The organism is Chlorogloea sp. CCALA 695 (genome assembly GCF_003003885.1).
Classification (GTDB): Bacteria; Cyanobacteriota; Cyanobacteriia; order Cyanobacteriales; family Chroococcidiopsidaceae; genus Aliterella.
In genome coordinates, this window is sequence record NZ_PVWN01000008.1 from 118,392 (window position 1) to 135,016 (window position 16,625).

Here is a 16,625-nt window from a genome sequence, read left to right on the forward strand (position 1 = left end):
CAAAATAGTAACTAACACGCGATCGCCCGATTAATAATGTCATAGTAAATCCTTAACGCTCGTAAACCTAATCAAGATTTACTAAAGCCCCAAGGTACTTATGAATCAGCAAGAGTCTAGTCCTAAGTCAAGTTTTCAGCTTCGACGCTATGGGATTCGCTTAGGCAGACGGTACGCCCTATCCGCCGCTAGTGTGGTGATGCTAGGCTTTTCGATGGCTGGATACTCAAAGCTTAATACCTCTACAGTTTTATTTACTACCCCTTCATCTTCCTTAGAACAGCAATGGCGCAATCGCCTTTAACTTACTGCGGTACAACTTCAACGGTAGTTTTAGATACATCGCTATTTTCTGATTCTAATTGACTTGTCCCCAAGCTTTCCGCCACATTAGTACGTCCGCGCACGTAACTCAACGCAGTCTTAATTACGACAGCCGTAGGTACAGCCACAATTACCCCCAACAATCCCCCTACCCGCGCCCCTGTCAAAACCGATATCAATATCCACACCGGATTTAAGCCCGTAACACTACCCAAAATTCGGGGCGCAACTAAGTTTTCGAGAATTTGTTGCACAATTACCGCCGCCATCAATACCCTTGATCCCAACCAAAAATCTTGTAATGCGACTAATAAAGTAGTAGCAATAATTCCTACTGTTCCCCCAAAAGGAATCAGCGCCATAATCCCGATACTTAAGCCAAAGAGCAGCCCAAAAGGAACTTTTAGCCATAAAAAGGTAGGAATTAAGGCAAAAGCCATACAAGTACCAAAAATAAGCTGTCCAATAAAGAAATTTTGAAAACTCAGCCTTAAAGTTTGCGAAAACGGTTGGCGAATTTTAACGGGGAGCCATTCGATTAAACTTTGCCACAAACTATCGCCATGCTGTAAAAGATAAAAAGCTAAAACCATTGTCAGGACAAAGTCTAGCAAGCTAGTAACAGTGAGTACCGCTAGATTTAATACTTGAGAGGCGATTTGTTGCAGTTGTCCTTTGAGGCGATCGTTGATTTGTACTAGCAGCGCATCAAGGTTGAGAGGAAACCCCTGAGTATCCGCCCATTGATTTAATAGTAGTAACTGATAACGTCCCGAATCAATCCATTCTGGCAAGCGAATTACCAACTGTTGAGCTTGAGTAAGCACCAAAGGAACTAAAGTTACACCCAAAGCCAGCAGAATCGATAAAGCTGCCAAAAACACCAAAATAGAAACTTGTTCGCGCTTGGCTCCTTTGCTTTCCATCCACATCACCGGATAATTAAGCAAAAATGCTAATAGCGAAGCGGCTACCAAAATTACAATTAGCGAGTTGAAATAATTGAAAATCGAAGCAACTGCCCAAGCATTGAGTACGATGAGAGGAGCAACAAGAGCGATCGCTGTCAACCGCCCTCCCAGACTCATTCCTTGCCACCATCCAAGTATTATGCGTTTCTGCATTTGCCTACTGCCGGATAAAACACGATTGAATTTGCTTAAGCAGTTATCATTATCTCTAAATTCATCTACTAAACTCATCCCCCCACTTCAGGATTGTTGCCGGAAATATGAAAAATGTTGACCCTACAGAGAATTACGACCTCAATCATTTACAGCTATTTTTCTATTTAATCCCTGTACTGGGCTTTTTTCCATCTTTATGGACGCTCTACCAGCGTGACAAATCTGCAAATTCTTCTTTTAAAACGGAACAATTAAAAGTTAGTCGTTTGTCTGTAACCTTAGCAAGTAGTTGGTTAATTGGTTATTTATTACTAGGGACGGGAGCAGAAGCTTCAGAATATTTATCGTTGCGGCTTTTGATCTTAAATACTTTCCTAACTTCTGGCTATTTTTTAGTCAGTATGATGTTAATGATTCGCCTATATCAGCGTAAACCTTTGCGCGTGCCAGGGTTTAGCCTTTTGGCAAGACAAGTAGATAAGTATTTGGTTGAGGAAAAAACAAAAAATTAATTGCTGCTGTGGCACTTTCCGTGAAAATGCCGTTTGCCAGTCAAATACAATCCGAGTACACTTTTCTTGAACCCATCTGTCAAATAGTAGAGTTCACTGCAATAGATTGCATATTTGATCCGTTTAGCTAATAATTACTGGCTAAATGCTGCAATCGGTTAAGGGCAATTATTTTTTGGTTTAATTTAAGTGTGAGGAAGTCTGTGGCAGTTCAAAAACATTCAGAGCGAAAATCGCCTTCAATAAATACAGCAAAAGTTATTAAAAAATCCTCTCGTTCTCAGACTGGGCGTTGGTTGTGGTTTTGGGCAGGTTTAACAGGTGTCGCCATGGTTTCTGCCACCGCCGGAGCGCTGCTTGCAGTGTCATTGTCGAGTACGCCTTTGATGCAAGCAGAACTTAGCCCCGAACAAGAAGCTATATTTGGTAAAGGCGATCGCATCTCTCGCGGAAGTCTCAAGCTTTCGGAACTAACTCGCCCAGTAAATATCTTAGTTTTGGGTGTAAAAGTTCTCACTTCAGACGTTAGCAACCCCCCCATCGGAAGCGATAAATTAGGCTACCATGCCACGATTAACTCCTTTGAGGGGTTGTCTGACACAATGTTATTGTTGCGCTTTGACCCTACCACCAAAAAATTAGCCGCACTCTCAATTCCTAGAGACACCCGCGTGGAAGTTGAAGGATACAAATTTAATAAGATAAATTCGGCTAACTATCGTGGAGGCCCCGCTCTTAGCGCGACTGCTACTAGCGATCTTTTAAACGGCGCACCCATTGATCGCTACATTAGAATTAACGTCCAAGGGATAGAAAAGCTAGTTGATGCTTTAGGTGGCGTAACGGTTTACGTTCCCAAAGATATGAAGTATCAAGACGATAGCCAGCACTTATACATCAATCTTAAAGCCGGAAAACAGCATCTTAATGGCGACCAAGCCTTACAATTTCTGCGCTTTCGTTATGATGAAAATGGCGATATTGGGCGCATTCAACGCCAGCAAATATTGATGCGATCTTTAATGGAACAGGCGCTAAATCCTACTATCGTAACGCGAGTTCCCAAGATATTAGAGGTGATAAAGTCGCACATTGATACTAATTTGACTATCCAAGAATTAATGGCATTAGTTGGTTTTGGCGTACAGACAAAACGCGCCGATGCTCAGATGCTGCTAGTACCGGGACGTTTTAGCGAACCTGGAGAATACAGCGCTAGTTACTGGCTACCAGATAAAGATCGCATTGCTACGATGATGACGCAGTATTTTAATGTGCCAACCGAGGGTATGCAAGCGGTAGTCGAGCCAGCAAGATTAAGGGTAGCAATTCAAGATAGTACCGGGAATGATACCGCCGTCCAATCGCTAATAAATTCTCTCTCTGAAGCTGGCTATCGCAACGTGTATGTTGCTAAACGCTGGAGCGAACCCTTAGATGTAACTCATATTGTCGCCCAGCAAGGCGATGGCAATAGCGCTCAAACCATTCGTCAAGCGCTAAATGTTGGCGAGGTGCGCGTCGAAAGTACAGGTAATCTCCAATCTGACATCACAATTCAATTAGGACAAGATTGGCTAAAAAGGCTTGAACAAATTGAGCAATAGGTTCGTTGCTGAATTGGTAATTGGTAATTGGGAATAACTTTAATGAACAATTCCCAATGGGGTAGGAATGAGGAGGAAACAGGATTGCAGAAAGGAAAAGTCATCATACTTTCAGCAACGCCAAATTATCTTCAATCCACGCTTCCAAAATCGGATTAACTAATTCTGGTGCTTCGTCTTGGGGACAATGCCCTACGCCTTCAATGGGGATAAACTTTTGAACTTGGGGAAACTTGGCTAATTCTCGCCCTAATTCTATGGGTTCCCAAGGGTCAGCAGTTCCCCACAGCATAATAGCTGGGCATGGCAGCACCGCTAACAGGTCTTCGGGCAAGGGGCCATGTCCGTAAGCAGTGAAGGCAACAAATACGGCTAATGCGCCAGGATCGCTGGCTGGAGCCATCATAATATCTACCAATTCGTCGGTTACAGCTTCCTTTTGAGCGTAAGCTTGTAATAAAATCTTGTGTACTGTCGAAGTTTTGGCAATTTGATTGAAAAAAAACTGACTAATAGGTTTAATTGATAAAAGTTTTTGAACTAAAGGCGCTCCAAAACGGCGATACCAAGGTAAAGATTGACGTTTGCGATCGTGCAATAGTCGTAACGAACAATTGAGTAAGGCAACTCCTAAAGTTGTATCTGGGGTGTATATAGCGGCTTGCATGGCGGCAATACAACCGATGGAGTTGCCAACTAAAAAAACTGGTTCGCCAACAACTTCAGTACAAAAATCTGCAATTTGTCGTCCCCAAGTTTCAAAGGAGTAGGTTACTTGTTCCCCCGGTTTGAGTTCCCCCGGAATTGGCTTTGCAGATGCGCCAAAACCAATTAAATCGATCGCATACACGCGAGCAAATTGAGCTAGTACAGGTATATTGTGCCGCCAATGCCACCAAGAAGCGCCAAAGCCATGAATTAGCACCACCGCCGGGCCAGTATCTCCTTGAGCTTGGTAACAAATGGGGAAACCTTGCCAAGTCCAGGTTTTAGTTGTGGTATTTGAAAGAACAGAAGTTGTCATTTATGAATTTTTAAGGGTGCGATCGCTCTTTTTATTCTGGCTCAATCAGAAGAGTATTAGGTGACAAACTGCGAGACACGCGATGTACAAGGTTTGAAGAAACATAGAGTAACGAAAATCCAATCAGAGGGTGCAGTACCTCTAAGTGAAAAGGAGTTTTGAGATGAATGCTGGCAAATTGTAGTCCAAGCAGCACAGGTAAACTGACAGTGAGCGAAGCCCTGCGTGCGCGCTTGCGCTATCGCACTTTATTTGAAAAAGGGGCGATAAACGCCCATCCCAGTAATATTAATGACAGCCCGCTATACCCTTGCACTAGCCAAACATGAACGCTCCACCACGCAGGATTGTTGAAGTAGGCAACGCCAACCGTTAATAACTGAGCAATCAAGCAGAGGTTAAAAACGATTGCAGTTGCATAAAAACCAATTTGTACCCAAGGGGCAGGAGTGCGAACTATTCCCAAATTTGTAGTCATGTCAAAGTTTATTTTACTTCTAAACCCACTGTTCCCATAACATAGGCTCTCACCTTACCCACTAAATCAGCCCCCGCTTTTTCCGGTGAACCCACGTCGAAGGGAGGGGCGGGATTATACTCCAACATTAGTTGAGTCATTTTAGCGACTTCCTCACCGCAAAGTATTGCCGCAATTGTTAAACCGAAATCAATTCCGGCGGTTACACCCCCGCCAGTAATGCGATTGCGGTCAATTACAACTCGTTCTGTTCCCACTTCAACTCCCAATTTAGTTAGTTGTTCGCGCATCATCCAGTGAGTAGCCGCTCGGTAGCCCTGGAGCAGTCCTGCTTTTGCCAGAAACTCAGAGCCGCCGCATACAGAGGTAACAAATTTTGCAGTGCTACCTTGCTTGTGGAGAAATTCAAGCACTTGGGAATCGTTTACTACTGCCATTTGTTCTAAGCCGCCACCAATACAGATAACATCTAAAGTGGGGCAATTTTCAAAAGTAGTATCGGGCAAAATTATCATCCCATCATCAGTTTGGATCGGGTCTAGGGTTTTCCAAAGCCGATGAATCTGAACACCGGGAAGCGCACTAAAAACCTGTTGGGGGCCGACAATATCAAGAGCCGTCATGCCGGGATAAATTACTAAACCAATAATTATGTGTTTTTGTGAGTCAGTCATTAATAATGCTCCTAATGGCGCTGGCTGGGAATAAAACTAGAATAGGATTAGTAGCCCTGTTTAGCCCAGTCCTCGATCGGGTACACTTATGACCATTCTGCAACCATTATTTCAGACGATCGCACTTTGCAAAGACGAACAACAATTGCGATCGCACGTTGTAGAAACAGGAGGCGACTATTTCAAAGCAAAACGCTGTGGTGTATTCTTCTTCGACCGCATTAATATCCCGAAAGTAATGCGATTGGCGCTATCGGTTGAATACAATCCTGTAGCGCGTTACCTCGTAGAGCGTCATGCTCCCGTACATGATGGTTTATTAACATCCCCCAAAACCTGGCGGCTAATTTGTCCCCGCGCCGATCATTGGCACGTTATGGCTGGCCCAATTGTTAGTAGCGGTCAATTGGTGGGAACTGTAGGCTTTACCCGCGAACAAGTTATGCCTGCTTTTGATGACCAAAATCTAGCCGATTTGAGTGCGTTGTGCTTACATCTATCTACTTGGACGGCAACAATGCGATCGCAACCCGTGCAAAAACTAGAAAGCGAAGTCTTGACCCCTCGTGAAGTGCAAATTGCTCAATTGGTTGCTCAAGGACGCACAAACTCTGAAATTGGGGTAGAGCTTTGGATTACTGAAAACTCTGTCAAGCAAGCACTCAAAAGGATGTTTCGCAAGCTTGAAGTTTCATCCCGCGCCGAGATGACTGCCCAATTTGTAGTTGCAACAATGCGATCGCCTAATAGTATAGAGGTCTAATCTATTGTTTCCATTTCTGCAACTCTACAGCGATTCTCCTAATTGCAGGCTAGGCTAGACCAAAAAACGGCTACCAGTTTCCGCACCTATGACAAAAGAATTAGCAATTAAAACTTGCGGACTAACTAAACGCTTTGATCGCCATATTGCTGTTAATGATGTGGATTTAGAAATAGCTGTAGGTGAAGTTTATGGACTTATCGGCCCAAACGGTGCGGGAAAAACTACCCTAATTCGGATGTTGGCGGCGGCTCAAGAACCGACTACAGGGGAAATTTATATCAATGGCGATCGCTTATTATTAGACCAAAGCAACCCCTTACTTAAGCGTCATCTCGGCTATTTACCCGATGATTTCCCTTTATACAACGATTTGAGTGTATGGGATTATTTAGATTATTTTGCCAGGTTGTACCTGTTAAAAAATCCTCGTCGCCGTCAACGCCTCAACGAAGTATTAGAACTTGTCCAACTAACCTACAAGCGCAATAGTCAAATTAGTACGCTCTCGCGGGGAATGAAGCAGCGCCTAAGTTTAGCGCGAACAATTATTCATGAACCGATTTTACTATTACTAGATGAGCCTGTATCAGGGCTAGATCCCATTGCACGGCAGCAATTTCGGGAGATTGTCAAAGTATTACAAGAAGCTGGGATGACAATATTGATTTCGTCTCACGTCCTCAGCGACTTAGCAGAACTTTGTACGTCGGTAGGAATTATGGAGTTAGGCTATTTAGTCGAAAGTTGTAATCTTACTGACCTTTACGAGCGTCAAAGCCGCCAACAGATATTTATATCAACTTTAGGAGACTTAGAAACCTTAAAAGCTTACCTAATCGAGCATCCATTAATTGAGGAATGGGAAGTTATACCGCAAACCAATAGTATGCGAACTTACTTTACAGGCGATCGCGCTGCGGGTGCAAATTTACTGCAATCTTTAATCAATGCTGGTATTCCAATTACAGAGTTTCATTGCGCTCAGGAAGACTTGGAAACTATTTTTCTTAAACTCGGTCACAAACAACCATCGTGAGAGATCGCTTATCTCAGTGCAAATAACAAGCTAAAACAGAGACTTTTTATGCTCAAACTAGACTGGATCGAGGCTTTAGGCGATCGCAATCCCCAATTATTACGAGAACTCAAAGGACGACTCAAACCGCGCAACTTAATCTTAGCTGGAGCCATATCCATCCTAGGTCAGTTCTTACTATTGATGTCTTTTTTGGTGCGTTTACCACACCCAATAGTAGAAAATAATATAGAGGTTTTACCTACTATTGATCCCTACTGTACACGCTCCATAGCCCATGATAACGATCGCACTTGTCTTGTAGATGCGGCGGGCGATTTGCTTATTGACTGGCAAAGATGGTCGCTAGACTTATTTTTAATATTGAGCGTAATCGGCATATTTAGTTTATTAGTAGCCGGAACTTACCTATTAATTGACAACTTGGCTCAAGAAGAACGCCGAGGGACGTTAAACTTTATTCGTCTTAGTCCGCGATCGCCCCAAAATATTTTATGGGGTAAAATTCTCGGCGTACCAATTCTGCTCTATGTAGTCGCGCTCTTGGCTGTACCCTTGCATTTGTGGGCTGGATTTAGTGCGAGTATCCCTTTAATTTGGATTTTGAGCTTTTACGGCGTATTAGCAACCAGTTGCCTATTTTTCTATAGCCTCTCTCTGCTATTTAGCTTAATTAGTTCTGGTGTATTGAGTGGATTTGAAGCTTGGTTAGGGAGTGGTACTGTTTTAATATTCCTCTGCTTTGCTTTGCGTAAACGGATAGAAAGCGATCCTTTTGATTGGCTAAATGTATTTTCTCCAGCTTTAATTCTTCAATATTTAATCTCAGCTACTGGCAACGAACCGACAATTTCGTTCTCTCAATTAGGAATTCAAAATTTACACTGGTTTAACTTGCCTGTAGGGCTAGGAATTGTAGGCGTAGTCAGTATTTCGGTCTTAAATTACAGTTTGTGGACTTATTGGAGTTGGCAAGCTATGCAGCGCCGCTTTCCTAATTTTAGTAAGAGCATATTTAGTAAACGTCAAAGTTATTTATTAGTTGCTTGCTTTGAGGTAGTAACTTTAGGCTTTGCTGTTTTTGGCGAAAAATCTGGGTTAATATACCATTTTCAGATTTTACTTGCTTATAACTTCCTGCTGTTTTTCGGCTTAATTATTGCGCTTACACCTCAAAGGCAAGCTGTGCAAGATTGGGCGCGATATAGAAAGCAAAAACAGAGTAGCCGCAAGGGTTTGTTAAATTCATCGCTGCTTCGGGACTTGGCAATAGGTGAAAAAAGTCCGGCAATAGTTGCGATCGCACTTAACTTAGCAATTACAGCTATTATCTTAATTCCTTGGATTGTTATAGCATTAGACGGCAGCTATAAATTATCGGCGTTAATGGCTTTGGTGCTGAGTTCAAGCTTTATTTTGGTGTGTGCCGCGATCGCCCAATTAGTTGTATTTACGCAGACGCAAAAACAGGGACTTTGGATAATGGGCATTTTAGGTACTGTAATTATTACACCGCCCCTTATGCTTGCCTTACTGTCTATAGGTCCTATCAAAGCCCCGACTTTATGGCTATTTACTGTCTTTGCTGTTGCAGCAATTAAAGATGCTGGGGCATTTAACATATTACTGACGCTACTAGGACAGTTGAGCATACTTACCTTATGTTCAGTTCAAATTACTCGTCAATTAAAAAAAGCTGGTGCATCTGGTTCGATTAGTTTATTTGCCCCGCCTAAAGCTTCCCTTCCTTAGCACTAATCGCGCCTCATTAGCCCTAGCATTGGCCCTAGAACTGCCCCAACTACAAACCCCCCGGCGTGGGCCCAATAGGCAATTCCGCCGCCTTCCATGCCTACATTTGTCCGCACTCCTAAGCTTGCAAAGCTGAAAAATGCTTGCTGGAGAAACCAGAAACCCAGAAACAAATAGGCAGGAAGTTGGAAAGTAGTAATAAAAAAGCCTAGGGGAACTAACGTCAAAACTTTGGCATGGGGAAAGCGGAGAATGTACGCGCCCATAATTCCGGCGATCGCACCACTAGCCCCCAATGATGGAATCCCAGAATTTTGCGAAAAAAACCACTGCGCTAAAGCTGCTAATGCGCCGCAACCTAAGTAAAAAATTAGATACTTAATATGCCCTAGCCGATCTTCAATATTGTTACCAAAAATCCACAAAAACAACATATTACCCGCGAGGTGCAGAAACCCACCATGCAGAAATTGCGACGTAAATAATGTTATCCATTCTGGTAGTTGTCCTATTACTGGACAACTACCAGACAATTCACAGGGAACCATCGCCGCAACGTGAAAAAATTGTTCTAACTGCGGTTTTGCCAAGCTCAATTGATATACAAAAACAGCAATATTGGCAATAAATAACCCGTAAGTAACATAGGGAGTAATTGAGATCGGATTATTATCTCGTAATGGAACCACAGGTAATTATTCCTAAATAAATATTTTTACATTTTGCCACTACAGATAAGCTTTTTCCTCTGGTGTCGCTTCCAGTAATCCAAGTAACGGGCCCAATATTGCCCCAAATACAAAGCCGCCAGCGTGCGCCCAGTAAGCAATTCCGCCGCTTTCCATGCCAATATTTGTTGGTGCTTCAAAGCTAGCAAATCCGTAAAAGGCTTGTTGTAAAAACCAAAAGCCTAGAAAGTAAAACGCTGGAACCCTCACCGTTGGGAAGAAAAAACCCAAGGGAATCAAAGTTACAACTTCAGCGCGGGGAAAGCGGAGAATGTACGCCCCCATGACCCCAGCGATCGCCCCACTCGCCCCCAAAGACGGAATCCCAGAATTTTGCGAGAAAAACCACTGAGTCAAGCCTGCAAGCACACCACAAGCAAGATAAAAAATTAAAAACTTGACATGACCTAAACGATCTTCAACATTGTTGCCAAAAATCCATAAAAACAGCATATTACCGCCCAAATGTAAGATACCGCCGTGCAGAAATTGCGAAGTAAATAGAGTGATCCACTCTGGTACAGGTTGATTTACGGCTATACCGCCGAAACTCGCGGTTAATTCTCTTGGTACTACGGCGGCTAAGTGGAAAAATCCATCTAATTCTTGAGGGGGTAAAGTTGCTTCAAATAAAAAAGCCAGAATATTTGCTGCAATTAGCCCAAAAGTTATGTAAGGAGTAATTGTTGTAGGATTATTGTCTTTAATTGGAACCATGCCGACTTATTTCCGGTTTGTTGAAACTAGCAACACAATAAGCAATTTTTGGGGCTGTAGCTTCTAGCCTACGGATGGATTTATGAGTTTAGTTTAAAAATTCACCAGCCTTTTCTAGCTTGTTTTAGGACGTAAGAGGCAACTTCTTCAATTTGGTGATCGCTTAAGTGACCTTTGTAAGCTGGCATAGCTTTTTTACCATGCTTTACTTGATGGGCGATCGCATTAATAGAATTCATGTGGTGCTTTACCAGCGCTGACAAGTGCAAATTTTTCTCATAAATCACGATATTACCGCCGCCAAGATGACAAGCCGCGCAGTGGTGGCTAAAAATTTCTTCTCCGCGATGGGTGTGGCTGGCGAGGGCGGGAAAATTACCCAAAAATAAAGCGGCAAAAGTTGCTAAAGCTAAGAGGAGAATCGATATAGTTTTTCTCATAGCGTTGCACGGGTAAAAATTGTAAAAGGGAAAAGGTTTTACTTTTAACCTTTTCCCTTTCATAAAATTATGAGCGAAGTTTCAACCTATAGGAGAAACTAAGACTTTATTCTGCTACGGTGATTTTGCCAATCATGCCTGCGCCACGATGAGGTTCGCAGTAGTAGGTATAATCTCCGGGGGCTGTCTCAGAAAAAGTTGTTTTCACAGATTGTCCGGGAGTCATGAGCAATTGCTTGTGTGACAAGCCTTTAGCTACATCAGCGCTCTTTGTGGGGTTGTTAGCTGCATCAAAAACAACGTTATGGGGGGGAACTTTATTATTTACCCACTCAACGGTATCGCCAGACTTGATAGTTAGCTTGGCAGGGTCAAAAACTAGCATTCCTTTGTCTGAACCTAGTTTAACTTGGTAATTTTCCGCCGCCGCCGAGGGGGTAAACAAAGCAAAGCTGCTGACTAGCGCCACCATAGCTAATGCTACTAAACCGCAGCGCCGTAAAGTTGCAGCAATCAATTTCATAATTTTCTCCAAAAATATCTGTCTTTATGATTCAATAATACAGTTTCTAGGCACGATACAGCGCGATCGCCCATCAGATCCTAGATTAATCTACAGTTTATCTGTACCCCAGGCGGGAGCTTTTTGGGCTGCCGTCAGTACAAAAGCTGCCAAACTCTCTATTTCGTCTTGCGACATCCAGCTTTCTGGCACTTGACGACACCAAAACGTTTCGCTGCTGCCATCGTAAACCATTGGTCGCCTTAAATAAGCCACCAGACTATTGATATTGTCGCGGGGCGGGGTTGCGCCCTGAAGTTTGGGCAAAGATAAAGAAACTTGCGGATCGGGCAGCGTAGCGCCCCCTACATGGCAGTTTAAACAACTATTTTCAAACAGTTCTTTACCACGAGTTAAGACTTCTGGGGCATAGGATCGCGTTTCGCCCTTTTCGTTCAATGCTAAATCTATGGGCGCTGTTACGTGCAGAAAGCGCACTAAATAGCGATCAATATTTGCCGCTTGGGCGGGGTAAGTCTGGAGGATTGAAATTAAAATTACGGCAACAATACAGCACAATCGACGTAGCATTTATAGCGTTCAACCTTAAATTAATTTTTTATATTGTCCAAAGCCTCCAGAAGGGCTGAAGGCTTTTACTTAACAGGCTTTAGTAATAAATTTTGCCACCGCCCCACTTATCGCCAACAATTTTGGGTTGCAGTAAGACATGACCAGAAATAGCTACTAAGTCATCTTCCGATAGATTTCTCATTGCCGCGTAAATATCTGCACTCTTTGTACTGGGGTGCAATTCGGCGATTTCTTCTTCACCGTCGTAAGTAGTCGGATTATGCAAGTAATCGACTAATCCTGCAATATTATTGCGGGGTGGAGTCGCTAAAGCTAAGGCTTCTGGGTCGAGTCCTACGTTTTGATTTGTTTTCGTTACTCCCCCAGCATGACACTGAGCGCAAGCATAATTAAATAAGCGTTTACCTTCTTGAACCTGCTTGAGGTTGAGTACGGTTGTATCTCCTTGCCCGTTTAATGGCACTGTCCGTACAGCTTCGCTAAGTTCTAGGGCGGTCGCACGACCAACAACTAGCCCAAAGGTTAGTAGTAAAGTTACCATCACTAGAGCGATCGTTTTTTTAAACATAGTTCCCCTTCAAAAATTTCGACTCCGAATACAGCTATTTATCATGGGCTTAATTCTCTTGATTACTGTTGTTCGAGCAAAAACCACAGGTAATAAATTCGGCTGCGGTTCTTATTTTTCGCCAAAGTCACTACTAGCGGGGCAAAATGCCACGTATCTTAATAACTTGTTGTACTTATGTAAAGTTGACCGCTTTTTAATCTTGTTGATTACTTGAAGATTGGATTTGCGTCAAGATGTGGGAAATGATTATTTTGGCATCTTCTAAAGCTAGACGAGTTTTAGAGGATTTATAAGCGATTCCCAACTGGTCGCACAGAGATAGTACCTTTGCTTCGGAGAGGTTGTAGTCCGCCGCTATTTCAGCAATGGACAAGTCTGCAAAACCCATAATGAATAGTTCAGTAATAAATAGAGATTAAGCCACTCTATTATCAATATCATGTTGAGAGCGCAATTTGTCAGCCAAACTTAGCGCTTAAATAGGTTGCTGTGCGATCGCTTCTGGCGGTGACTCTTGGGCGATCGCACTGTGCCAAGGGTCTATTATGGGCGTAGTTGTAAGCGGCTGATGTAAACAAATTAGTTGAGCTAAGGTTTTTTTCAACTGTGGACGGGGAACGATCGCATCCACAAAGCCGTGACGTAATAAGTCTTCGGCGGTTTGAAATTCCTCTGGCAGTTTTTCGCGGATAGTTTGCTCGATTACCCGTCGTCCGGCAAAGCCAATGGTAGCTTTGGGCTCGGCGATAATTAAGTCACCCAGCATGGCAAAACTTGCGGTTACGCCTCCAGTAGTGGGGTTAGTTAGTACGGGAATGTAGAGTAATTTTGCTTCACGATGGCGCTCTAGCGCGGCTGATATTTTTGCCATTTGCATGAGGCTTAACATCCCTTCTTGCATTCTCGCCCCTCCAGAGGCGCAAACAATGATCGTGGGGTAGCGATGAAGGGTAGCCTGTTCAATGAGCCGAGTAAGTTTTTCACCGACGACCGAACCCATACTACCGCCCATAAACCGAAAATCCATTACGCCTAAAGCAACGGGTAAGCCGTCTAGTTTGCCGTTACCTGTTTGTACTGCGTCGATTAAGCCAGTTTTTTGTTGAGTTTCTTTTAATCTATCGCTGTAGGGTTTGCGATCGCGAAATTCTAAGGGGTCGAGGGGATACAGGTTTTGATTGATGGGGTTCCAGGTGCGATCATCAATTAGCTGGCGAATGCGCTCATCGCTATCTACACGGACGTGATGACCGCATTCTAAACAAACCATTTGATTAGCACGCAGGTCTTTGGTGTAGGCAAGTACGCTACAAGCTACGCACTTATTCCAGAGTCCATCAGCAATATCACGTTGGGGTTCTTTATTTGTAGATTCAGTTTTGCGACGATTTGCGAACCAATCAAACAGGGACATGGATATGTAGAATGCATAAATTAAGCATTATAATCTTACTCGAAAGGGAGCGAGTGTTTAGCTAATTGGAAAAAACCAACGCCAGTAAGTAGCTAAAAGAAATTCACCCCAAAATACAGATATTACCGCCCCCAATGCCAAGAAGGGCCCAAAAGGCATAGGTTGCCGCCGATTGATGATTTTCAAAGCGATCGCCCCACCGCCAATAAATGCCCCCAAAGCACAAGCAATAAAGCTTGCTAATAGCAAATATTTCCAGCCTAGCCAAGCGCCCATCATTGCCGCTAGTTTACTATCGCCCCAACCCATCGCCGCCTGTCCGAGGAATACTGAGCCAAAGATCGTAATCAAGTTTAATAGCCAAATTCCCACTACTGCGCCGATAATGCCTGCCATTAGCTGATTTATCGCCCCACTAATGCTATTAAGTGCTATATACCCGACGGCAAACTGAAATATCAGCCCTAAAATTACCCCAGATTGTGTTAAAGGGTCAGGTAAAGTCATAGTATCGAGATCGATTAGAGATAGCGCTAGTAGCCAACTACAAAACGTCCAATAACCAAGAGTTTGAATCGAGACATCAAATTGCCAAAAGACGCACAAAAATATTAGCCCCGTTACCGCTTCTACGATAGGGTAACGCGGCGAAATTTTAGTTCGACAATGACGACAGCGCCCACCGAGCGCTAACCAGCCGAAAACCGGGACATTCTCTCTTAAACCTAGTTTGTGCAAGCATTGGGGGCAACGAGAGGGGGGATAAAGTACCGATAATCCGGCGGGAACTCGATAAATAACTACGTTTAAAAAACTGCCTATAGATGCTCCGAGGATAAAAACAACGATGAAGGCGGGTAATGCCAGCAATGGATCCATAAATTAATCTAAAGCTTTGATTATCGCTTCACCCATCGCTTTACACCCTAATTGATTCATTCCTGGAGCCATAATATCCCCAGTGCGATCGCCATTGTCTAATACTTGCATTACTGCTTGCTCAATGCGATCACTGGCTTTTGGCTGATTGAGGGCGTAGCGCAACATCATGGCTGCACTTAATACTTGAGCTAGGGGGTTTGCCAAATCTTTCCCAGCAATATCGGGCGCTGAACCGTGTACAGGTTCAAATACTCCTGGTGTTCCCGCTAGTCCTAAACTTGCCGATGGTAACATTCCTATGCTGCCCGTAAGCATGGCTGCGGCATCAGAAAGAATATCGCCGAACAAATTACCCGTGACGATGGTATCGAACTGTTTGGGGTAGCGTATTAGCTGCATGGCGGCGTTATCTACATACAGGTGGGATAGTTCTACGTCGGGGTATTCTTTGGCTAGTTCGTTAATGCGATCGCGCCACAGTTGCGATACGTCTAGAACATTTGCCTTGTCTACTGAGCAGAGTTTTCCGCCGCGTTTAAGTGCTGTTTCAAATCCAACTTTACCAATGCGATCTATTTCGCTTTCGGTGTAAGCCATTGTGTTTACTCCCCGTTTTTCCCCGGTTTCGGTGGTAAAAATTCCCTTTGGTTGCCCAAAATATACGCCGCCTGTAAGTTCGCGCACTACCATAATATCTACGCCTTCTACTATTTCTGGTTTTAAAGAAGAAGCATCAATTAATTGGGGTAATATTTTGGCTGGGCGCAAGTTGGCAAATAATCCTAAACCCGCTCTTAATCCCAATAATCCGGTTTCTGGGCGCAAATGGCGCGGTAAGTTGTCCCATTTGTAACCGCCAATGGCTGCTAATAATACTGCGTCGCTATCTCGGCATTTATCTAAGGTTTCTGGGGGTAAAGGTTCGCCTATCGCATCGATGGCTGCGCCACCGATTAAAGCTTCGGTAAATTTAAAGCTTAGATCGAACTGCTGTCCAACTACTTGTAATACTTCAGTTGCGATCGCCATGATTTCTGGGCCAATTCCATCTCCTGGTAAAAGCGTAATCCTGTACTGTGTCATTATTTTTTAGAAAGCTCTGTTTTTTGACAATAAGCGACTTCTGCTACTTTTATTAGGGTTTATTTAGCTAAAGGTTGCTAAGAAAAACCAGGAATTGGGGGGTCTGCCCCCCAAACCCCCCATTGGGGGACGAGTTGCCTCCCCCAAACCCCCTGCAAAATGTCTCTCAATAAACCTGTTAATCTTCTGCCTCTAACTTACCGGAAAAATGGGTTTAAAGCCCCGCACTTCAGGGCGGCTTTATATCCCTTTTTTGTCAGTTTCCGAAATCAAAAAGTAACAAATAAGTGAAATTATCCAGAAGCATAAAAGGATTTAAATTGATTCATTTTGGCAATTAAGTGATTGAATCCTAGCAATAAATTGGAACTTGGAAAAATATCTAACCAGGGAT

At 43.5% G+C, this 16,625-nt stretch carries 20 protein-coding genes; 6 read left to right on the forward strand and 14 right to left on the reverse strand.

The annotated features are described in order from the left end of the window. The first annotated feature begins 100 nt into the window (after nt 1-100). The gene (locus C7B70_RS06735) at nt 101-304 is read left to right on the forward strand and encodes a proteinase inhibitor I4 serpin (RefSeq protein ID WP_106368288.1); all 204 of its coding nucleotides are present in this window, start codon (nt 101-103) and stop codon (nt 302-304) included. A gap of 1 nt (nt 305) precedes the next feature. On the opposite strand, the gene C7B70_RS06740 is transcribed toward C7B70_RS06735, so the two are convergent. Beyond that, the gene (locus tag C7B70_RS06740; RefSeq protein ID WP_106368317.1) at nt 306-1,448 is read right to left on the reverse strand and encodes an AI-2E family transporter; all 1,143 of its coding nucleotides are present in this window, start codon (nt 1,446-1,448) and stop codon (nt 306-308) included. Between the two features lie 107 nt (nt 1,449-1,555). On the opposite strand from C7B70_RS06740, the gene C7B70_RS06745 reads away from it, so the two are divergent. Next, nucleotides 1,556-1,963, forward strand: a complete 408-nt coding sequence (locus C7B70_RS06745; RefSeq protein WP_106368289.1) for a hypothetical protein — start codon at nt 1,556-1,558, stop codon at nt 1,961-1,963. A gap of 203 nt (nt 1,964-2,166) precedes the next feature. Beyond that, a complete protein-coding gene (locus C7B70_RS06750; RefSeq protein WP_106368290.1) occupies nt 2,167-3,570 on the forward strand; it encodes an LCP family protein in 1,404 nt (467 codons plus the stop codon). 103 nt (nt 3,571-3,673) lie between these two features. Here C7B70_RS06750 and C7B70_RS06755 read toward each other — a convergent pair whose 3' ends face one another. The 3 genes from C7B70_RS06755 to C7B70_RS06765 form a co-directional block, all read right to left on the reverse strand. Then, nucleotides 3,674-4,594, reverse strand: coding sequence for an alpha/beta fold hydrolase (locus tag C7B70_RS06755; protein ID WP_106368291.1), 921 nt, complete (start codon nt 4,592-4,594; stop codon nt 3,674-3,676). 238 nt (nt 4,595-4,832) lie between these two features. Continuing rightward, a complete protein-coding gene (locus C7B70_RS26900; protein WP_199192097.1) occupies nt 4,833-5,072 on the reverse strand; it encodes a DUF6220 domain-containing protein in 240 nt (79 codons plus the stop codon). A gap of 8 nt (nt 5,073-5,080) precedes the next feature. Continuing rightward, the gene (locus C7B70_RS06765) at nt 5,081-5,746 is read right to left on the reverse strand and encodes a DJ-1/PfpI family protein (protein ID WP_106368292.1); all 666 of its coding nucleotides are present in this window, start codon (nt 5,744-5,746) and stop codon (nt 5,081-5,083) included. A gap of 88 nt (nt 5,747-5,834) precedes the next feature. On the opposite strand from C7B70_RS06765, the gene C7B70_RS06770 reads away from it, so the two are divergent. The 3 genes from C7B70_RS06770 to C7B70_RS06780 all read left to right on the forward strand — a co-directional run bounded on the left by C7B70_RS06770 (nt 5,835) and on the right by C7B70_RS06780 (nt 9,300). After that, on the forward strand, nt 5,835-6,509 hold the full coding sequence (locus C7B70_RS06770) for a LuxR C-terminal-related transcriptional regulator (protein WP_106368293.1): 675 nt from the start codon (nt 5,835-5,837) through the stop codon (nt 6,507-6,509). A gap of 88 nt (nt 6,510-6,597) precedes the next feature. After that, nucleotides 6,598-7,548 (forward strand): ABC transporter ATP-binding protein, encoded by a 951-nt coding sequence (locus C7B70_RS06775; protein ID WP_106368294.1) that lies wholly within the window; start codon nt 6,598-6,600, stop codon nt 7,546-7,548. Nucleotides 7,549-7,596: 48 nt separating this feature from the next. Then, nucleotides 7,597-9,300, forward strand: coding sequence for an ABC transporter permease (locus C7B70_RS06780; RefSeq protein ID WP_106368295.1), 1,704 nt, complete (start codon nt 7,597-7,599; stop codon nt 9,298-9,300). Between the two features lie 2 nt (nt 9,301-9,302). Here C7B70_RS06780 and C7B70_RS06785 read toward each other — a convergent pair whose 3' ends face one another. From C7B70_RS06785 to leuB, 10 genes are all read right to left on the reverse strand, one after another. Beyond that, a complete protein-coding gene (locus C7B70_RS06785) occupies nt 9,303-9,989 on the reverse strand; it encodes a rhomboid family intramembrane serine protease (RefSeq protein WP_106368296.1) in 687 nt (228 codons plus the stop codon). Between the two features lie 39 nt (nt 9,990-10,028). Then, nucleotides 10,029-10,745 carry a rhomboid family intramembrane serine protease gene (locus C7B70_RS06790; RefSeq protein WP_106368297.1) on the reverse strand — a complete coding sequence of 239 codons (717 nt, stop codon included), beginning with the start codon at nt 10,743-10,745 and terminating at the stop codon, nt 10,029-10,031. A 101-nt stretch (nt 10,746-10,846) separates the two neighbouring features. Continuing rightward, nucleotides 10,847-11,185: a cytochrome c6 PetJ gene (petJ, locus tag C7B70_RS06795; protein WP_106368298.1), complete on the reverse strand. Its 339-nt coding sequence runs from the start codon at nt 11,183-11,185 to the stop codon at nt 10,847-10,849. Between the two features lie 106 nt (nt 11,186-11,291). Further along, nucleotides 11,292-11,708, reverse strand: a complete 417-nt coding sequence (gene petE, locus C7B70_RS06800) for a plastocyanin (RefSeq protein WP_106368299.1) — start codon at nt 11,706-11,708, stop codon at nt 11,292-11,294. 90 nt (nt 11,709-11,798) lie between these two features. Then, nucleotides 11,799-12,278, reverse strand: a complete 480-nt coding sequence (gene psbV2 / locus C7B70_RS06805; RefSeq protein WP_106368300.1) for a photosystem II cytochrome PsbV2 — start codon at nt 12,276-12,278, stop codon at nt 11,799-11,801. Between the two features lie 79 nt (nt 12,279-12,357). Beyond that, nucleotides 12,358-12,849: a photosystem II cytochrome c-550 gene (psbV, locus tag C7B70_RS06810; RefSeq protein WP_106368301.1), complete on the reverse strand. Its 492-nt coding sequence runs from the start codon at nt 12,847-12,849 to the stop codon at nt 12,358-12,360. A 196-nt stretch (nt 12,850-13,045) separates the two neighbouring features. Beyond that, nucleotides 13,046-13,240 carry a translation initiation factor IF-2 gene (locus tag C7B70_RS06815; RefSeq protein ID WP_106368302.1) on the reverse strand — a complete coding sequence of 65 codons (195 nt, stop codon included), beginning with the start codon at nt 13,238-13,240 and terminating at the stop codon, nt 13,046-13,048. An 87-nt stretch (nt 13,241-13,327) separates the two neighbouring features. Next, on the reverse strand, nt 13,328-14,266 hold the full coding sequence (gene accD / locus C7B70_RS06820) for an acetyl-CoA carboxylase, carboxyltransferase subunit beta (RefSeq protein WP_106368303.1): 939 nt from the start codon (nt 14,264-14,266) through the stop codon (nt 13,328-13,330). Between the two features lie 57 nt (nt 14,267-14,323). After that, nucleotides 14,324-15,145 (reverse strand): A24 family peptidase, encoded by an 822-nt coding sequence (locus C7B70_RS06825; RefSeq protein ID WP_106368304.1) that lies wholly within the window; start codon nt 15,143-15,145, stop codon nt 14,324-14,326. A gap of 3 nt (nt 15,146-15,148) precedes the next feature. Further along, the gene (gene leuB, locus C7B70_RS06830) at nt 15,149-16,234 is read right to left on the reverse strand and encodes a 3-isopropylmalate dehydrogenase (RefSeq protein ID WP_199192108.1); all 1,086 of its coding nucleotides are present in this window, start codon (nt 16,232-16,234) and stop codon (nt 15,149-15,151) included. Nucleotides 16,235-16,625 lie beyond the last annotated feature (391 nt).

Coding starts and splice junctions, on each gene's coding strand:
- petE (WP_106368299.1), bottom strand. CDS start 11,708: ATGAAATTGATTGCTGCAACTTTACGGCGCTGCGGTTTAGTAGCATTA.
- accD (WP_106368303.1), bottom strand. CDS start 14,266: ATGTCCCTGTTTGATTGGTTCGCAAATCGTCGCAAAACTGAATCTACA.
- C7B70_RS06775 (WP_106368294.1), top strand. CDS start 6,598: ATGACAAAAGAATTAGCAATTAAAACTTGCGGACTAACTAAACGCTTT.
- C7B70_RS06825 (WP_106368304.1), bottom strand. CDS start 15,145: ATGGATCCATTGCTGGCATTACCCGCCTTCATCGTTGTTTTTATCCTC.
- C7B70_RS06770 (WP_106368293.1), top strand. CDS start 5,835: ATGACCATTCTGCAACCATTATTTCAGACGATCGCACTTTGCAAAGAC.
- C7B70_RS06790 (WP_106368297.1), bottom strand. CDS start 10,745: ATGGTTCCAATTAAAGACAATAATCCTACAACAATTACTCCTTACATA.
- C7B70_RS06740 (WP_106368317.1), bottom strand. CDS start 1,448: ATGCAGAAACGCATAATACTTGGATGGTGGCAAGGAATGAGTCTGGGA.
- C7B70_RS06745 (WP_106368289.1), top strand. CDS start 1,556: ATGAAAAATGTTGACCCTACAGAGAATTACGACCTCAATCATTTACAG.
- C7B70_RS06755 (WP_106368291.1), bottom strand. CDS start 4,594: ATGACAACTTCTGTTCTTTCAAATACCACAACTAAAACCTGGACTTGG.
- C7B70_RS26900 (WP_199192097.1), bottom strand. CDS start 5,072: ATGACTACAAATTTGGGAATAGTTCGCACTCCTGCCCCTTGGGTACAA.
- C7B70_RS06815 (WP_106368302.1), bottom strand. CDS start 13,240: ATGGGTTTTGCAGACTTGTCCATTGCTGAAATAGCGGCGGACTACAAC.
- C7B70_RS06735 (WP_106368288.1), top strand. CDS start 101: ATGAATCAGCAAGAGTCTAGTCCTAAGTCAAGTTTTCAGCTTCGACGC.
- psbV2 (WP_106368300.1), bottom strand. CDS start 12,278: ATGCTACGTCGATTGTGCTGTATTGTTGCCGTAATTTTAATTTCAATC.
- C7B70_RS06765 (WP_106368292.1), bottom strand. CDS start 5,746: ATGACTGACTCACAAAAACACATAATTATTGGTTTAGTAATTTATCCC.
- C7B70_RS06780 (WP_106368295.1), top strand. CDS start 7,597: ATGCTCAAACTAGACTGGATCGAGGCTTTAGGCGATCGCAATCCCCAA.
- petJ (WP_106368298.1), bottom strand. CDS start 11,185: ATGAGAAAAACTATATCGATTCTCCTCTTAGCTTTAGCAACTTTTGCC.
- psbV (WP_106368301.1), bottom strand. CDS start 12,849: ATGTTTAAAAAAACGATCGCTCTAGTGATGGTAACTTTACTACTAACC.